Origin of the sequence: Cryobacterium sp. RTC2.1 (assembly GCF_035018685.1) — a bacterium.
Lineage (GTDB): Bacteria > Actinomycetota > Actinomycetes > Actinomycetales > Microbacteriaceae > Cryobacterium > Cryobacterium glucosi.
The window spans coordinates 1-15,268 of sequence record NZ_JASJXJ010000094.1; the positions used below are offsets into that span (position 1 = coordinate 1).

Annotated in this window: 16 protein-coding genes, 1 tRNA gene and 1 pseudogene; 12 read left to right on the top strand and 6 right to left on the bottom strand. The window is 64.2% G+C overall.

All coding sequences use genetic code 11. The annotated features are described in order from the left end of the window. Window positions 1-521 (bottom strand): annotated as a pseudogene (locus QN357_RS12200) (IS21 family transposase); the annotation flags it as partial. Between the two features lie 262 nt (window positions 522-783). Next, the gene (locus QN357_RS12205; RefSeq protein WP_323504946.1) at window positions 784-945 is read right to left on the bottom strand and encodes a hypothetical protein; all 162 of its coding nucleotides are present in this window, start codon (window positions 943-945) and stop codon (window positions 784-786) included. Window positions 946-1,100: 155 nt separating this feature from the next. Here QN357_RS12205 and QN357_RS12210 point away from each other — a divergent pair, with 155 nt between their 5' ends. The 4 genes from QN357_RS12210 to QN357_RS12225 all read left to right on the top strand — a co-directional run bounded on the left by QN357_RS12210 (window position 1,101) and on the right by QN357_RS12225 (window position 3,458). Next, on the top strand, window positions 1,101-1,943 hold the full coding sequence (locus tag QN357_RS12210) for a hypothetical protein (RefSeq protein ID WP_322188996.1): 843 nt from the start codon (window positions 1,101-1,103) through the stop codon (window positions 1,941-1,943). 97 nt (window positions 1,944-2,040) lie between these two features. Continuing rightward, a complete protein-coding gene (locus QN357_RS12215) occupies window positions 2,041-2,286 on the top strand; it encodes a helix-turn-helix domain-containing protein (RefSeq protein ID WP_322188998.1) in 246 nt (81 codons plus the stop codon). A gap of 63 nt (window positions 2,287-2,349) precedes the next feature. Continuing rightward, entirely contained in the window at window positions 2,350-2,670 is a 321-nt protein-coding gene (locus QN357_RS12220) for a hypothetical protein (protein WP_322189000.1), read from the top strand. Window positions 2,671-3,119: 449 nt separating this feature from the next. Then, window positions 3,120-3,458 carry a hypothetical protein gene (locus QN357_RS12225; protein ID WP_322189002.1) on the top strand — a complete coding sequence of 113 codons (339 nt, stop codon included), beginning with the start codon at window positions 3,120-3,122 and terminating at the stop codon, window positions 3,456-3,458. 181 nt (window positions 3,459-3,639) lie between these two features. Here QN357_RS12225 and QN357_RS12230 read toward each other — a convergent pair whose 3' ends face one another. The 3 genes from QN357_RS12230 to QN357_RS12240 all read right to left on the bottom strand — a co-directional run bounded on the left by QN357_RS12230 (window position 3,640) and on the right by QN357_RS12240 (window position 5,257). Further along, window positions 3,640-4,038 (bottom strand): hypothetical protein, encoded by a 399-nt coding sequence (locus tag QN357_RS12230; protein WP_322189004.1) that lies wholly within the window; start codon window positions 4,036-4,038, stop codon window positions 3,640-3,642. Further along, window positions 4,031-4,573: an ImmA/IrrE family metallo-endopeptidase gene (locus QN357_RS12235; RefSeq protein ID WP_322189006.1), complete on the bottom strand. Its 543-nt coding sequence runs from the start codon at window positions 4,571-4,573 to the stop codon at window positions 4,031-4,033. Before QN357_RS12235 ends, QN357_RS12230 begins: the two co-directional genes overlap by 8 nt. A 405-nt stretch (window positions 4,574-4,978) precedes the next feature. Further along, entirely contained in the window at window positions 4,979-5,257 is a 279-nt protein-coding gene (locus QN357_RS12240; protein ID WP_322189008.1) for a helix-turn-helix transcriptional regulator, read from the bottom strand. Between the two features lie 137 nt (window positions 5,258-5,394). Between QN357_RS12240 and QN357_RS12245 the strand changes: the two genes are divergently transcribed. Then, window positions 5,395-6,276 carry a hypothetical protein gene (locus QN357_RS12245; protein WP_322189010.1) on the top strand — a complete coding sequence of 294 codons (882 nt, stop codon included), beginning with the start codon at window positions 5,395-5,397 and terminating at the stop codon, window positions 6,274-6,276. Window positions 6,277-6,458: 182 nt separating this feature from the next. Next, entirely contained in the window at window positions 6,459-8,042 is a 1,584-nt protein-coding gene (locus QN357_RS12250) for a hypothetical protein (RefSeq protein ID WP_323504947.1), read from the top strand. A 243-nt stretch (window positions 8,043-8,285) separates the two neighbouring features. Here the strand turns inward: QN357_RS12250 and QN357_RS12255 are convergent. After that, window positions 8,286-8,369, bottom strand: a tRNA-Leu gene (locus QN357_RS12255). 281 nt (window positions 8,370-8,650) lie between these two features. Here QN357_RS12255 and QN357_RS12260 point away from each other — a divergent pair. The 6 genes from QN357_RS12260 to QN357_RS12285 all read left to right on the top strand — a co-directional run. Beyond that, the gene (locus QN357_RS12260) at window positions 8,651-9,409 is read left to right on the top strand and encodes an FhaA domain-containing protein (protein ID WP_134560835.1); all 759 of its coding nucleotides are present in this window, start codon (window positions 8,651-8,653) and stop codon (window positions 9,407-9,409) included. Then, window positions 9,406-10,023 carry an FHA domain-containing protein gene (locus QN357_RS12265; RefSeq protein ID WP_134448592.1) on the top strand — a complete coding sequence of 206 codons (618 nt, stop codon included), beginning with the start codon at window positions 9,406-9,408 and terminating at the stop codon, window positions 10,021-10,023. The genes QN357_RS12260 and QN357_RS12265 overlap by 4 nt, the downstream gene beginning before the upstream one ends. A 4-nt stretch (window positions 10,024-10,027) precedes the next feature. Further along, window positions 10,028-11,257, top strand: a complete 1,230-nt coding sequence (locus QN357_RS12270; RefSeq protein ID WP_134448590.1) for a PP2C family protein-serine/threonine phosphatase — start codon at window positions 10,028-10,030, stop codon at window positions 11,255-11,257. Beyond that, complete coding sequence (locus QN357_RS12275; protein ID WP_322189015.1) at window positions 11,250-12,650, top strand: FtsW/RodA/SpoVE family cell cycle protein; 1,401 nt, start codon at window positions 11,250-11,252, stop codon at window positions 12,648-12,650. Before QN357_RS12270 ends, QN357_RS12275 begins: the two co-directional genes overlap by 8 nt. Then, the gene (locus QN357_RS12280) at window positions 12,650-14,101 is read left to right on the top strand and encodes a peptidoglycan D,D-transpeptidase FtsI family protein (protein ID WP_134560834.1); all 1,452 of its coding nucleotides are present in this window, start codon (window positions 12,650-12,652) and stop codon (window positions 14,099-14,101) included. Before QN357_RS12275 ends, QN357_RS12280 begins: the two co-directional genes overlap by 1 nt. Continuing rightward, a partial coding sequence (locus QN357_RS12285; RefSeq protein ID WP_323504948.1) for a serine/threonine-protein kinase occupies window positions 14,098-15,268 on the top strand: 1,171 nt, incomplete at its 3' end. The genes QN357_RS12280 and QN357_RS12285, both read left to right, overlap by 4 nt.

A 15,268-nucleotide genomic window follows, 5' to 3' on the forward strand; every position in this document is an offset into this window, starting at 1 on the left:
CAGACGCACTCGGCGGTCTCTCCGCGGTAGGCCTGAACGAAGCGCATGTCCGAGAACGGGAACGTGACGACGAAGATGTGCAGGATCTGGCGGATCCCGCCGATGATGGCCTCGGCCTGGCCGAAGTCGACCTGCGCAGTGCCGGCCGGCCAAACCAGCTCCGTGAAGCCCTCACCGGCCTGACGGTGTTGGTCGTTCCACTTCCTCACGAAGCGTTGCACCGGGGAGTAGCTGCCGCTGTAGTTCTCCTCGTTCATCAAGCGATCAAAGACCCGCTTGGCTGTGTGGCGTTGCTTGCGCGGCCGGCGTTGGTCCTCGCCCAACCACGTCTCAATGGTGTCTTCAAACCCGGTCAAGGCTGACCCGGCTGGCCTCAGAACGGGTGTCGGTGGTTTCGGTGAATAGTTCTGTTGCCCGGTGTATTTCGCCACCGCATCGCGGCTGACTCCCAACCGGCGGGCGATTTCACGGCCCGCAATTCCGTGGGAGTCGAGTGTTCTGATATTTTCTTGCACGGACATGGGTACCGTCATCTGCTTCCTGGTTCCTTCCGGCGCGACCGCTTGGCAGTAGACACGCCTTTAGGAACCTATCGGGGGGTGGCGGGCCCATGTCTCCATCGCTTGGAGAGGGCCACGGCCGCCAGGTGATCTCAATCTCTACGCATCCCCAACCCCATTTCTTGGGCGGGATTTGCTGGCCTGATTTTTAGCGCTCATTTGGCAGGAAACCAGCCGCTAACTTGGCAGGGATCCAGCGCCGAAACGGCCTACAAAGAGTTGATCACACACAGTCGTTGAAGGTGGCCGGCCGGCCTGAACCCGGAATGCGCGTGACCGTCTTGGCGTCCAGGTCGAGGATGTGTGAGCTGCCCTGCGTGACAACGCGCCAGACGCCGCCCTCGTCACCAGCTAGGGACGTGACCTCCTGCGGTTCGTGCTCCATGTTCGCCGACCCTCCCTGTCGACCAGTTCGCTTCGCCGACACACTCTGGACTCAGATACGTTTAATGCATATACTAATCCGCAATTCAAGCCTTTGGGGTTGCGGTGACAAGTTCCGACTACGAACCGAATCTGGACTTGGCAGTCTGGATCGAAGTGAAGCAATTCGTTCTCAATGCCGTCGCAGATTCGGCCGACGGCACCCCATACACGGTGGCCGAGTTGAAGATCGCGGCGTCACGCCTCGCCGCATGGACCTGGCAGACGGCAGGGCTCCCGTTGGAGCGCGCTGTGGTCTTCCGACGGGACGTGGTCGCCCGGTTCATCGCAGTTGGCTGTCCCACGTTGAAGCCCGCCTCGCGGGGCAACCTTAGAAGCCAGCTCCTGCGGATGTCCGAGGTACTACTCGACCCGCGCGAGGTACCCCGGCGACTCGCCGCGCTCGAGCCGTCAGAGCCGGCAGCCCCGTACTCGAGCGCGGAGCTGATCTCGCTTCGCAGTTGGGCCTCCACGCAGTCGACTCCGGCACGGCGCGCGAACGCCTGGGTGCTGCTGGCCACCGGTGTCGGCGCGGGACTGGCCGCATCCGAAATCGGCCAGCTCCGCGTGCGCGACATCGTGGTTGACCAGGGCGGCGTGCTCCTGGAAATCAACGGTGAGCGCCCACGTACTGTGCCCGTTCTGCGCGACTGGGAGCAGGTCTTGGTCGACCGGACCCGCGCCCTCGCACCAGAGCGGTTCGCCTTCCGCGAGAACCACGGCGCGTATTACCCGAACCTCATCGCCAATTTCATCGACCGCAGCCAGGTCGTCGGAGTCAAACCCCAGTCGCAGCGACTGCGCGCAACCTGGATAGTCCGGCACCTGGAAGCGGCCACACCGGTCGTCCCGCTGATGCGCGCCGCCGGCATCGAGTCCCTGGAGGCGCTCACCCGGTACGTGAGGTTCGTGCGCGAGCGTGATGCGGGTGAGGTTCGGGCGAGGCTGCGGGACGCGTGAAGCTACAGTGCACGCATATCCGGGCATGCAGGTGTGCACGAATAAGCTTGCATTGGGCTGAGTAGCCGGCGAAACCGACACGGGGAGAGACAGCAGCATGTACACGGTGACCGTCAAGCGATTTCGGGACCTCGGTGCGGTCATCAAGGCGGTCCGCGCATCCCGGGGCATACGCCAGGAGGACTTGGCCTACAAGCTCGCATTCTCCCGCAACTACCTCCAAGGGCTCGAGAACGGGAAGCCCAACCTCTACGTCACCCGGCTATTTCGCACCATGAACACACTCGGCATCACCATCAGCGTCTCCTACACCCTCGGCGACAAGGCGGAAGACTCAGACTAATGCAGAGTCAGCAGTGCTGAGGGCGGCCTGGCCAGGCTTAGAACGACTGCGCATAGGAAGGTCATGAGCAATTCTGAAGACCTGTGTGAAGTTCGATTGCGCCGTTGCGGCGCGCAGTCACGAATCTGGGAAATAACGCTGTTCCCTGTCATCGACGAATGTTATGACAGGGCCAACGGTCTGCGGACGCGGATGATGTTCTCTGCCGCGCTGCCGTTCGATGAGTTCTGGTTCGACTCAGCCGACCTGTCCACCCACCGAATCGACGGTCAACTACTCCCCGTCGAGGTGGCTGTGGGGGTTGCGGAGTTCGTGGCGCACGTGCGCGGTATCGTTACGCCATGTATGAAGCCTTCTGCGGAGCCACCGGCTCAGTCGTTTTAGCATCCGACTACGCCGACCTTTCCTCGGGCGAAAGGGCGAGCTTTCGGGACTCCCTCTCTTGCACATCCTGTTCTAAGGCGGCTTACTTCATCCGGCGTGCGCGAAACGGTCGTGCGGCGTGTTTCGGCGCCAGGCCCCACGGCGATGACTGCGAATTGGCAGCTGCGCTAACGGATGACCGAGGAAGCGGTCACCTTCCCACGGATGAGCCGGCATACAACCGCGGCGACGAGTTACTTCTTCAGCCAGCGCTGAATCGAGCAGTCCCACATGTGACGCACACGCCAGGCGGCCAGCCGCATGAAGGGAAAGCGCGTCAGTATGCGGGCCCTGGAGGTTCCCGTATCGCTCGCAGCAACCTCGGCCTGTCAACCCTCTTGCGTCGGCTAGTTCGAGAGCCGGACTTCGCCGTCAACCCCGCGATCATTGTGCTCCCGGACGATAGGCGAATGAGTATCGCGGAACTCTGCATCGCAGCAATTGACGCTGATGTGCAACACAATGGGCAGCGCCGTCTCTATTGGGGCACAATCCGGTATGTACACGAAGACGAAACGGGTGCTTGGTTCAACCTGGGTTGGCGAGGTGCTCCTTCGCTGAAGCTGGAGTCCAAATTCCTCGCCGAACTGATGGAGAGTAAGGGCATCGACGACGCCGAAGACCTACAAGGAGCGGCGTTCCTTTACTACGGCCCTATGCGCCAGGCAAGAACTTCTGGCCGACTGCTCTTGTTCCCCAAGGACCTCGATTGGTTCACTGTTCGTCTCGCAGATGAGGACGATTTCTAAGCGAGGCCTCGTTCTGTCGACGATGTCTGCGAGCTGGCGCTGGGCAATTGCTCGTGTCACGGCTATCGGGCATACTCCCGAACCTGTGTAACGTCGTCCAACGGGAGGCCCCTTTCGGGGCCCTGAGCTGGCTCGCTGAGCACTGAAAACGCCCCGTCGATTGGCCACAGCCCAAATGCGCTCAGGAGAAGAAGCTTTTCCAGACAATGCGGCTCAGGACCGTGAAGATGAGCAATATCGCTGTCGTCATCCACACAAAGTCGAACACAACACATGTCCAGTAGAGGCCCTTGGACTTCTCCCTCTTCGAGTGAAAGCTAGGGGCCTTGAGATGCCCGAATTCCTTCTCAGCGAGAACCCCGAAGAACGTGGTCATTGGATGAACTATGAGAAAGTAGCTCAATCCTTCAGGCACACCAGCTATCTTCCGTTCTTCCTTTTCGTGCGATACACGAACAACTGGAACGGCACCAAGGATAGAAACAGGCCTTGACTTCTCATCGGCCGATTCTGCAATCGTGCCCTCAACCAGAGAGGCAAGCCGAGAAGAAGGTAGCTCGGCTTCCGCCACCTCATCCATTTACGAGAAGACCGAGGTTGTTCAGTCGGAAGTAGGCCGAATCGCGCGACACAGCGAACGCGTTCGCAAGGTCGTCGATGTCGTCCACGTCTTCCCAAACACGCTCAACGTCTTTGCGAGGCATCAAGAGGGCCGCAGCCAGCATGTTGGCCTGGACTTCCTTATACAGGTCGTTGGGATCCCTATAGTCAGCAAGCGGCTTTCGATCCTCAACGAAATCGAAAGTTCCACCGCGTTGGTCATCGTGCAGTGCGACATGGGCGAGCTCATGTGCAATCGAAAAACGGCGCCTGGGTTTGGCGTCCGAAGCATTGATCTGAATCAGGTACTGGAAGCGGGCAGAATCATCGTGACGCTTCACGCGTGCCGATACAGTATCCGGAGAAAACTCAACGTCCTGTACCTCACAGCCGAAGAACACTGCCATTCGCCGGATATCGACTCTCGACGAAGATTCGCCGAGGAGTCCGGCCTCGTCCCGCATGCGCGCAGCCAAATTCTCAATTGCAGTTGGAGAAATGAAGCGTGTCGACATGGTCGAAGCATAGCGCGGGGTTCCATTTTCAAATTCGGGGACTCTCCGGCTGCTTGCGTCGGGCGCTCGGGATACACGCCGTTGCTTACGTTTGCTGAGGAAGCAGCATCGGCCACAGGTGGGATATGTCATGCCCAGGATATGCGCGGTGCTCAGCCACGACAGAGGCCGGGTGGTCGTGCGACGTGCCGGACCTGCCCGCATGGCGGGGTCTCTCGGCTGGCTCAGGCCAGAAGATCTCTCTAGTCGCGAATAAATAGTATCTGACCAGCCGCTTCCTTAGAGATCCACACCTCCGCTCGTACGCGCGCATAGATACGGGCAATGGAACTCTATTCACAGCCCCAATCGATAGCCGCCCGTCGCCTTTCTTCAAACCCGTGGTCCCCATCGGCGACTCGCCCGCTACTTGTCGAGCCGGCCGGGCCAGAGGTCGACGCCGAAGCCCATTTCAAGCTTGGCTATTGTGGCGAGGTCGGGCCAGGAGCGGCCGTTGAGCACGGACATCATCGTCGAGGGGTCCACGCCCACGTCGCGGGCCGCCCCGCGGATGCTTCGGTCTCCGATGGCGGCCTTCACGTTCAGAGCGAACTGCCGGGCGACCTCCCCGACGGGATCTACCGAGGACATTTCGGGCCAGTTGTCCGTGAGGTCGTGCGGAATGGGTCGGGCGGGCCTGGACATAGGACGAGCGTAGAGCACGGAACGCGGGGTGCCCGATGACACCCGAGGCCTTGACCCTTGTCGACGATAGTCATAACGCATATAGTAATCTGCAATTGGACGCGAATGTCGCCCAAACCATACAGAACTTCACTCCGATGATTCCCAACCGACTCTGGGACGACGTCGCGGACTTCACCCGGTCCGCCGTTGCAGACTTCGCGCCGACAAATTGCGCCGAAGCCAGCAAAGCCCTGACCGTTGTGTCCCGGCTCGCCGTCTGGACGACGGAGACGGCCTGCCTCCCGCTCGAGCGCAACATCGTCTTCAGCGGACGACACATCGAGACGTTCACCGCACGCCAGATGGCAGGCCTCAGTCCCGTCGTCGCCCGGGCAGAACGCCTCCGCCTCCTCCGCATCGCCGGCGAACTCCACTCCTTCGACCCCGTCCGCCGAGGTGCCGGCAAGAAGCCACGGCCGAACCCCTTCGCCCCGTATTCCCCGGCAGCGATGGTTCGGTTCCGGAGCCAGGCCGCCACACGGTCGACCGCGCTCCGCCGTCATAACTGGATGGTGCTGCTCGCCCTCGCCGCGGGCTGCGCCTTGACGACAGCCGAGATCATGCACCTCAAGGTCGAGGACGTGGACTCCACCGCGGACGGCGTCATCGTCACCGTGACGGGTGCAAGCCCGCGGACGGTCGTCTGCCTGGTTGACTGGGAAGACGACGTCACGCGGCTACTGCGCGGGCCGCTCGTTTCGGACTACCTCTTCGTGAAGGACGAGCGCCCCAACGACGCCGTCGCGTACGTGAAGAAGTTCTTGAACTCAACGGCGAAGGGCCGCGAGTTCCCGACCGTGGAGCGTCTGCGGTCCACGTGGATTGTGGGTCACCTCGAGGCCAGGACGCCCATCGTCGCCCTGGCCCAGGCGCTCGGCGTCAAGACGTTCAGCACGTTCGAACGGCTCGCGCCGTTCGTGAGGATACCCGAGGCCTCCGACCTGAAGGTCCTCTTCCGCGGGGAGCCGCGACCATGACGACGACAGACGCGCAGCCGGCGTCTACAACAGTCATGGAGCAGCTTCGACGGACCCTGCCCAAGCACGGGTTCACCGGCAACTCCAGCCGCATCTCTCACAGCCAGGTCTAGTTCATCGGCAAGCTCGTCGACGACTCCAAAGTCGCCGAGCAGATTGACGCCTGGAGGGTGGAGGACCGGGTGAAGACCGCGCCCGGCGGACGGCGAAGTGTCGCCAGCACCCGCACGGTGCTCATCCTGTTCCTGCTTCTCAGCACCGAGCACAGCGCCCTGTTCGTCAAGGAGATGGCGACCATCGCTTCCGACCGGTTGAGCGGGAAGTCACTACGACACCTCGACTTGTGGGGCAAGAGGGAGACCGGCGAGGGCTGGTACTTCCCGCTCTGGCGTGCCCTGCACCGAGCGCTGGACGCTATCGACCCGAAGCCCGGCAAGCAGTGGAAGTTCTCTACTCCCGAACAATACGAAGAAACGCTGCGTCGCCGTGTCGAGGCGAACAGCGAGGTCAAGCAGGCGCGCCTGGACTGGGTGTGCAACGCCTTGATTGAAGCGACCCTCCAGCTCGTGCCCGACGCGGCCCGCAACCAGTGGCAGGGCGACCTCTGCGTGGACGCGACTGTCGTCCCCGCCTACGGGAAGCGCGGCGCGCCGCGGTCCAAGACCCACGTGGCCATCGAGTCCGACGCCGGCTGGTACCGCCGCACCAGCAGCCACAAGGAGACCAACGACTCGACCAAATCGGTGAAGTCCGTGTTCGGCTGGGACCTGACCATCGCCGTCCAGACCAACCACGACCCCAAGACCCTCCCCGGGTATCCGCTCCTGGTCGCGGGCATCGGCTTCAACATCCCCGGCACCGCACTCATCCACACCGCACGCCACATCTTCGAAAGCGTGGCCGAGCGCGGACACCCCGCCGGGCGCGCCACCGGCGACCGCGGGTACCATGTCGCCGCTGTACCCAAAGAATTCCAGATCCCACTCCGCATGCTCGGCTACACCGTCGTCACCGACTACCTCGACATCCAACTGGGCCTCAAGGACGGCTATGCCGGCGCCATCCAGGTCGAAGGCGCACTGTACTGCCCGTCGATGCCCGAAGGCCTCGTCAACGCGACCGTCCTCTACCGAGCGAAGGACATCGACGCCGACACTTGGCGAAAACGCATCGTTGAACGCCGCCAATACATGCTGCGTCCCAAGGAGAAGCCCGACGCCAAGGGGCGCGTCCCGATGATGTGTCCCGCCCGCGGACCCGGAGCCACCGTCAGCTGCCCACTCGTAGAGAACGGCTGTTCCAAGGTCGACGACGCCCTGACGACCATCTACAACCCACCCGTCAAGCCCGACACAATCTGCACAAACGCCTCCTCGGTGAGCGTCCCACTCGACGCAGGCGCGAAGCTCGCCCAGCACTACCAGTACGGCAGCAACGAGTGGCAGGAAATCTACTCCCACGACCGCAACACCATCGAAGGAGCCAACGGGTTCCTCAAAGACAGCTCCCACGAAGCCATCGGCGACTCCAGCCGCCGACGCGTCCGCGGGTCCACCGCCCAATACCTGCTCGTGAGCATCCTCGTCGTCGCCGGCAACCTCCGGAAACTCCAGAAATTCCGCGACGACATGCTTCGGCCAGAGACCGACGACGAACGCTCCGACCGCAAGGCACGGAAACTCTTACTCCGGAAGAGGCGCAAGAACCGCAAGAACAAGCGCGTCGCCGCTTGGGACGACTTCCAGACGTCGCCAGCCAAGACCTAGGCCCGGCGCCGCTTCACCGACACTCTCACGCGCACTGCACGGCGCTCCCGCACGCTCGAAAACACCTCTTCGAGTCGGCTGGGGCGCTTTTTCGTGGCCGGAAGAGGCGTCCCAGCAGAGTCGGCCTCACCGAGAGGCAACGTAAGCGCCGGGAACGACGAAAGGCCCCCGATTTCTCGGGGGCCTTTCTTGTCCGACCGGGTTTCGCAAATAGATTCAATCTATTTGGCAATCAACCCACTGTGCGCGAGGGGGGACTTGAACCCCCACGTCCTTTCGAACACTGGCACCTGAAGCCAGCGCGTCTGCCAATTCCGCCACTCGCGCGAACTTAGAGAGGCTAGCACTAATCGGGGTGCGAATGCCATTCGTCCAGCCGCCGGGCGAGGCGGGAAGGGGCGCGCAGCATCCGCCCCGTTTGCCGTCTCGTGACCCTCTCGGACGCGAGTCATGCGAGACTGCCTCCTGGCCGGACAGAAACGGACCCACCTCCGTGCCCATAGCCGCCTCCCGTAGGATGACAATTCCGGTTCCATGTGCCCGGCGGGCGAGTTAACACGCGAGGCAAGTAACATGCTGATAGCCGAAAGGATCGGATCGGGAGACCTGTGGGCATTCTGGATAACTTTGAAAAGGGCCTTGAGCGCGCCGTAAACGGCGCATTCGCCAAGACCTTCAAGTCGGGACTACAGCCGGTGGAGATCACCTCCGCGCTGCGTCGCGAACTGGACACCAAGGCAGCTGTGGTGTCCCGCGACCGCATCCTCGCGCCCAATCGCTTCACCGTCCGCATGAGCCACACCGACTTCCAGCGCATGACCAACCTCGGACCCGCACTCATCGACGAGCTCACCGACCTGGTCCAGCAGCACGGCAACGAGCAGCGCTACCAGTTCGCCGGCGGCATCTCGATCAGCCTCTCCGACGACCGCGGCCTCAGCGAGGGCATGGTCCAGATCGACTCGTCCACCGTCAAGGGCAGCGTCACCTGGACGCCCGTCGTCGATGTCGGCGGCAAGCGGTACCCGCTCCGCAAGTCGACCACGGTCATCGGTCGCGGCACGGATGCCGACATCACCATCGACGACACCGGCACCTCCCGCCGCCACGTCGAGATCACCTGGGACGGCGCCCGTGCGCAGGTGCGCGACCTCGGCTCCACGAATGGATCCCAGCTCAACGGTGTCGCCGTCAAGCAGGCGATCCTCGAACCGGATTCGGTCATCACCATCGGCCGCACCCGCATCGTCTTCCGGGTGCTCGCCCAGGCCCACGCGGATGCTCCCGCTGCCGACCAGCGCTCCGATCTGCCGGCCGCACCGCACGAGCGCCACGACATGGGCGGATTCTGGGGGCCCTCCGCATGAATGTCAGCGAGCTGACCCTGCTCGTCCTGCGGCTCGGGTTCCTTCTCGTGCTCTGGCTCTTCATCTTCGGCATCGTCTATGCCCTCCGCAGCGACCTTTTCGGCCAGAGGGTCCGCAAGCAGCCCAAGGACGGCGCCCCCGCGGTGGCGTCCGCAGGACTCGCCGCAGCATTCCCGTCGGCCGTACCGGTCGCGGCACCGGTGATGCAGGCCGCTCCCGCCTTCGTCCAGCCGCCGGCGGCATCCGCTGCGGCACCGACGGAACAGTTCTCGGCGCAGGCCGCGAAGGACGACCTCGGCCCCGGCGACAAGGCCACCGCCCAGAACGCGACCAGGCTCGTGATCACCTCCGGCCCGAAGGCCGGCACCGAATTCCCGTTGACCGTGGATTCGGTCACGATCGGTCGCTCCGCCGATTCAAGCCTCGTCATTCGCGACGACTACACGTCGACCCACCATGCCCGGCTGATGCTGTGGAATGACAAGTGGATGATCCAGGATCTCGATTCGACAAACGGCACCTTCCTCGCGGGCGTACGCCTCGCGGTTCCGACACCTGTCCCCTTGAACACCACCGTCAAGATCGGCGCGACCAGCTTCGAGCTTCGGCGGTAGGTCCATGGCGACAGTCAGTCACAGCGCGGCCGCGTCCCACGTTGGAAAGATCCGGTCCAACAACCAGGACTCCGGCTACTCCGGCCAGCACCTGTTCCTCGTCGCAGACGGCATGGGCGGGCACGCGGGAGGCGACGTCGCCTCCGCGATCGCGACCAAGCGCATCATCGAGGCCGACCGGGACTACCAGAGCCCGCAGGACGCCGAATTCGCACTCCAGGCCGCCCTCATCGCGGCGAACTCCCTCCTCGCCGAGACGGTCTACGAGCACACCGAGCTGACCGGAATGGGCACGACCGTCAGCGCCCTGATCGTGCTCAACGACGAGGTCGCGATCGCCCACATCGGCGACTCACGCATCTACCTCCTGCGCCAGGGCGAGCTCTCCCAGATCACGATCGACCACACCTTCGTGCAGCGCCTCGTTGACAGCGGCCGCATCACCGAGCAGGAGGCGATGGTGCACCCGCGCCGCTCGGTCCTGATGCGCGTGCTCGGGGACGTCGAGGCCGCCCCCGAGATCGACACCTCGATCCTCGCGACCTTCGCCGGCGACCGCTGGCTGATCTGCTCTGACGGACTGAGCGGCGTCGTCTCCAACACCAGCATCGCGGCCGCACTCTCGAGCGAGCTCGACCCGCAGGGCGTCGCCGACCGACTCGTCAAGGAGAGCCTCGACGGCGGAGCCCCTGACAACGTCACGATCGTCGTCGTCGACATCGGCGCGCCGGACCAACGCATCGACACCCCCATCGTCGTCGGGTCGGCATCCGCACCGCTGGCCTTCGGCGAGGAACCCGGACGCAGCCGTGCCCTGCGGATGTCGAGCCTGCGCCTGCACCCCGTTCGCGAGACCCACTTCGAACCCGATTCCCAGGACTACCTCACCGAACTCATCGAGGAGGATGCCCGCCGCGCCCGCCGCCGCAAGGCCACCTGGCTCGCCGGCGTCATCCTGCTCATCGTCGCCCTCGTCGGCGGCGGAATCCTCGGCTACCAGTGGACCCAGACGCGGTACTACGTCGGCGTCGAGGGCAGCACGGTCGCGATCTTCCGCGGCGTGCAACAGGACCTCGGGCCCATCTCCCTCCACTCCGTCTACGAGGAGACCCCGCTCCAGGTCACCGACCTGCGCGTCTACGACCGGCAGCAGGTCGAGCAGACCATCAGCGCAGCGTCGCTCGATGAGGCCCGCCTCGTGGTCGAGCGCCTGACGAAGGCGAAGAATGAGTAACGCACGGGCAACGGATGCCCCCACGCGCGCTCCGAAGTCCAAGCCCGGCAGCACGCGGCGACTGCACCTGCCGCAGAAGATGCGGAACGTCGAACTGTTCCTGCTCATCGTCGCGTGCGGGATCAACGCCTCGGCCGTCGTGCTCGTCCAGCTCGGGGCGCTCGGGCACATCGATACGACCCTCGTCGTGCTGGGCGCAGGGTTGTCCGGCCTCGTGCTCTGCCTGCACATCGTCCTGCGCTTCGTGGCGCGGGACGCCGACCCGTTCATCCTGCCGATCGCCACGCTCCTGAACGGCATCGGAATTGCGATGATCTACCGCATCGACATCGCCAATGGAGACGCCGGCTGGGACAGTGCCGCCGTGCGCCAGACCGTGTGGAGCGGCCTGGCGATCGCCTGCGCCATCACGGTGATGCTCGTCATCCGCAACCACCGGGTGCTCTTCCGCTACACCTACGTGTCCGGGTTCGTCGCGGTCGTCCTGCTCCTCCTCCCGCTCGTCCCCGGCCTCGGCCGCGAGGTCAGCGGTGCCAGGGTCTGGATCGGAATCGGCTCCTTCGCAACCTTCCAGCCCGGTGAGATCGCAAAGATCGCCCTCGCGATCTTCTTCGCCGGCTATCTGGTCCGCAACCGGGACAGCCTGTCGATGGTCGGCCGCCGGGTGCTCTGGATGAAGTTCCCGCGGCTGCGCGACCTCGGTCCGATCCTGGTTCTCTGGGCCCTCTCGATGTCGGTCATCATCTTTCAGCGCGATCTCGGAACAGCGCTGCTCTACTTCGGGCTGTTCCTCGTCATGCTCTACATCGCGACCGGCCGGCTCAGCTGGGTCCTGCTCGGCATGACCCTCTTCATCGGCGGCGCGATCATCGCCAGCCAGACCCTCGATTACGTGCACGGCCGGTTCCAGAACTGGCTCGATGCGCTCAACCCCGACGTCTACAACGCAGACGGCGGGAGCTACCAGCTCGTCCAGGGCTTGTTCGGGCTCGCCAAGGGCGGCCTTCTCGGCACCGGCCTCGGCCAGGGACGCCCCGAAATCACCCCGGTTCCGCAGAGCGACTACATCATCGCGAGCCTCGGCGAAGAACTCGGCCTCGCCGGGCTGTTCGCGATCCTGGCCCTGTACCTGCTCTTCGTGGCCCGCGGCATCCGCATCGGCTTCGCCGGGCACGACGACTTCGGCAAGCTCCTCGGTGTCGGGCTCTCCTTCGTCGTCGTCCTCCAGTGCTTCATCGTGATCGGCGGTGTCACCAGGGTCATTCCGCTCACGGGGCTCACGACACCCTTCCTCGCGGCCGGCGGGTCATCGCTCGTCGCCAACTGGATCATCGTCGCGCTCCTGCTGCGCCTGTCCGACACCATCCGCAACCAACCCAGGCTGGTGGTCTGATGAATCGCGAACTCAAGCGCGTCAGCATTGTCGTCATGCTGATGTTCGTCGCCCTGCTGAGCTCGACGACGATCATCCAGGTCTTCCAGGCCGAAAGCCTGTCCGCAGACTCACGCAATACCCGCACGCTCTACGACAGCTACATGGTCGAGCGCGGCGCCATCCTGGTTGCGGGCACCCCGATCGCACAGTCTGTCCCGACCGATGACAACTACAAGTACCTGCGCACGTACAGCAAGGCCGCGCTCTACGCCCCTGTCACGGGGTTCCTGCCCGTCAATGGTGCGGCCACCGGGCTCGAGCACGCGCTCAACGGCGAGCTCAGCGGCACCTCGGACTCCCAGTTCTTCGACCAGATGAACTCCCTCGTCACCGGCCAGGTCTCCAAGGGCGCATCGGTCGAGGTCACGATCGACCCGGTCGCCCAGCAGGCCGCCTGGGATGCCCTCGGGAACCTCACCGGTGCCGTCATCGTCACCGAGCCGAAGACCGGCCGGATCCTGGCCATGGTGTCCAAGCCGAGCTACGACCCGAACCTGCTCGCCGTGCACGACAGCGAGGCCGTCACCGGCACGTACCAGAGCCTCGTGAACGACCCGGGCAACCCCCTCATCAACCGGTCCATCGATGCCCTCAACCCTCCCGGCTCCGTCTTCAAGCTCGTCGTCGCATCCGCTGCCATCGAATCGGGCAAGTTCACCCCCGACAGCGCCTTCCCGAACCTGGCGACCTTCACGCTGCCGGGCAGCTCGTCGATCGTGATCAATTCCGGTGGCGGCACCTGCGGCAGCGGCGACACGGTCACGATCGCCACCGCGCTGCGCCTGTCCTGCAACATCCCCATGGCAGAGCTCGGGCTGCAGCTCGGGTCGACGGCCATCCGGGAGATGGCCGAGAAGTACGGGTTCAACACGAGCTACTCGGTTCCCCTCGACGTCGCGACGAGCGTGTACCCCACGGTCCTCGACGACGCGCAGACCGCACTTTCGGCATTCGGGCAGTACGAAGTGCGCGCAACGCCCCTGCAGATGGCGATGGTGTCGGCGACGATCGCAAACGGCGGAGTCCAGATGGCGCCGAACCTGGTGGAGGAAATCATCGCCCCCAATCTCAGCCCTCTCGAAAGCTTTACGCCGAAGACGGTGAAACAGGTGATCAGCGCCGCAACCGCGGCCACGATGACCCAGATGATGGTCAACGACGTCGCGGATGGCGCGGCGAGCAATGCAAGAATAGACGGGGTCAACGTGGCGGGAAAAACGGGTACGGCCGAGAACGGAACTGACGAGCCATACACACTCTGGTTCACCGGTTTTGCTCCCGCAGAAGATCCAAAATACGCGATCACCGTCCTCGTCGAGGATGGCGGAGGTCTTGGCCAGAAGGGGTACGGCAATTTGCTCGCCGCACCCGTTGCAAAGCAGGTACTAGAGGCGGTGCTGAACAAATGAGACCCACAGCAGGGCTCACCTTCGGGGGACGCTACGAACTGAAGTCCCGGATCGCCATCGGCGGAATGGGCGAGGTCTGGCAGTCCGTCGACCTCGTAATCGGTCGTACCGTCGCCATCAAGATCTTGAAAGACGAGTACCTCGGTGACCCAGGCTTCCTCGAGCGCTTCCGCGCCGAGGCCCGTCACGCCGCTCTCGTCAACCACGAAGGCATCGCCAATGTCTTCGACTACGGCGAAGAAGACGGAAGCGCGTTCCTCGTCATGGAACTCGTACCCGGCGAAGCCCTGTCGACGATCCTCGAGCGCGAGCACGTCCTGCCGACCGACAAGGTCCTCGACATCGTCGCGCAGACGGCATCCGCCCTGCACGCCGCGCACGCCGCGGGACTGGTGCACCGGGACATCAAGCCCGGGAACCTGCTGATCACCCCCGACGGCCGCGTCAAGATCACCGACTTCGGCATCGCCCGCATCGCGGACCAGGTTCCACTGACCGCCACCGGTCAGGTCATGGGCACCGTGCAGTACCTCTCGCCCGAACAGGCCAGCGGTCGCTCAGCGTCGCCGACGACCGACATCTACTCGCTCGGCATCGTTGCATATGAGTGCCTCGCCGGACGCCGCCCGTTCACGGGCGAGTCCCAGGTGGCCATCGCGATGGCGCAGATCAACGAGATCGCCCCCGACCTGCCCGACACCGTCTCCGAGCCGGTCCGCAACCTCGTCATCTCCTGCCTCGCGAAGAACCCGGCGGACCGCCCGGCATCCGCAGCCCACCTCGCCAGGGCCGCGACCGCCCTGCGCCGCGGTGATGTGGCCCTCGCGGCCGCTTCCGTTCCTGCCGTCATGAACGGGGTCACCCCCACCATGGCGACCATGCTCATGCCCGGTGCCGGCGCGAACGCGCAGGCGACCACGCTGCTTCCCTCCGGGCTGCCGCCCGTCACGCGCGCGTCAGCGGCAGCGGCCGAGGAGGCCGCGAAGAAGAAGCGCAGCCCCTGGACCTGGCCTCTCATCGCCCTGATCGCACTGCTGGCCCTTGTTCTCATCGGTGGCATTGTCGCGTTCGTTTCCCAGCAGAACAGCGGAAGCACCCCCGTCACGACGTCGAGCACGTCGAGCACCCCGTCGCCCACTCCCTCGAAGACGCCGAGCGCCACTCCGA

Excerpts from the sequence above, each read along its gene's own strand:
- QN357_RS12220 (WP_322189000.1), top strand. The coding sequence starts at position 2,350 with ATGAGCAATTCTGAAGACCTGTGTGAAGTTCGATTGCGCCGTTGCGGC.
- QN357_RS12275 (WP_322189015.1), top strand. The coding sequence starts at position 11,250 with ATGAGTAACGCACGGGCAACGGATGCCCCCACGCGCGCTCCGAAGTCC.
- QN357_RS12235 (WP_322189006.1), bottom strand. The coding sequence starts at position 4,573 with ATGTCGACACGCTTCATTTCTCCAACTGCAATTGAGAATTTGGCTGCG.
- QN357_RS12245 (WP_322189010.1), top strand. The coding sequence starts at position 5,395 with ATGATTCCCAACCGACTCTGGGACGACGTCGCGGACTTCACCCGGTCC.
- QN357_RS12280 (WP_134560834.1), top strand. The coding sequence starts at position 12,650 with ATGAATCGCGAACTCAAGCGCGTCAGCATTGTCGTCATGCTGATGTTC.
- QN357_RS12240 (WP_322189008.1), bottom strand. The coding sequence starts at position 5,257 with ATGTCCAGGCCCGCCCGACCCATTCCGCACGACCTCACGGACAACTGG.
- QN357_RS12205 (WP_323504946.1), bottom strand. The coding sequence starts at position 945 with ATGGAGCACGAACCGCAGGAGGTCACGTCCCTAGCTGGTGACGAGGGC.
- QN357_RS12215 (WP_322188998.1), top strand. The coding sequence starts at position 2,041 with ATGTACACGGTGACCGTCAAGCGATTTCGGGACCTCGGTGCGGTCATC.
- QN357_RS12230 (WP_322189004.1), bottom strand. The coding sequence starts at position 4,038 with ATGGATGAGGTGGCGGAAGCCGAGCTACCTTCTTCTCGGCTTGCCTCT.
- QN357_RS12225 (WP_322189002.1), top strand. The coding sequence starts at position 3,120 with ATGAGTATCGCGGAACTCTGCATCGCAGCAATTGACGCTGATGTGCAA.
- QN357_RS12270 (WP_134448590.1), top strand. The coding sequence starts at position 10,028 with ATGGCGACAGTCAGTCACAGCGCGGCCGCGTCCCACGTTGGAAAGATC.
- QN357_RS12265 (WP_134448592.1), top strand. The coding sequence starts at position 9,406 with ATGAATGTCAGCGAGCTGACCCTGCTCGTCCTGCGGCTCGGGTTCCTT.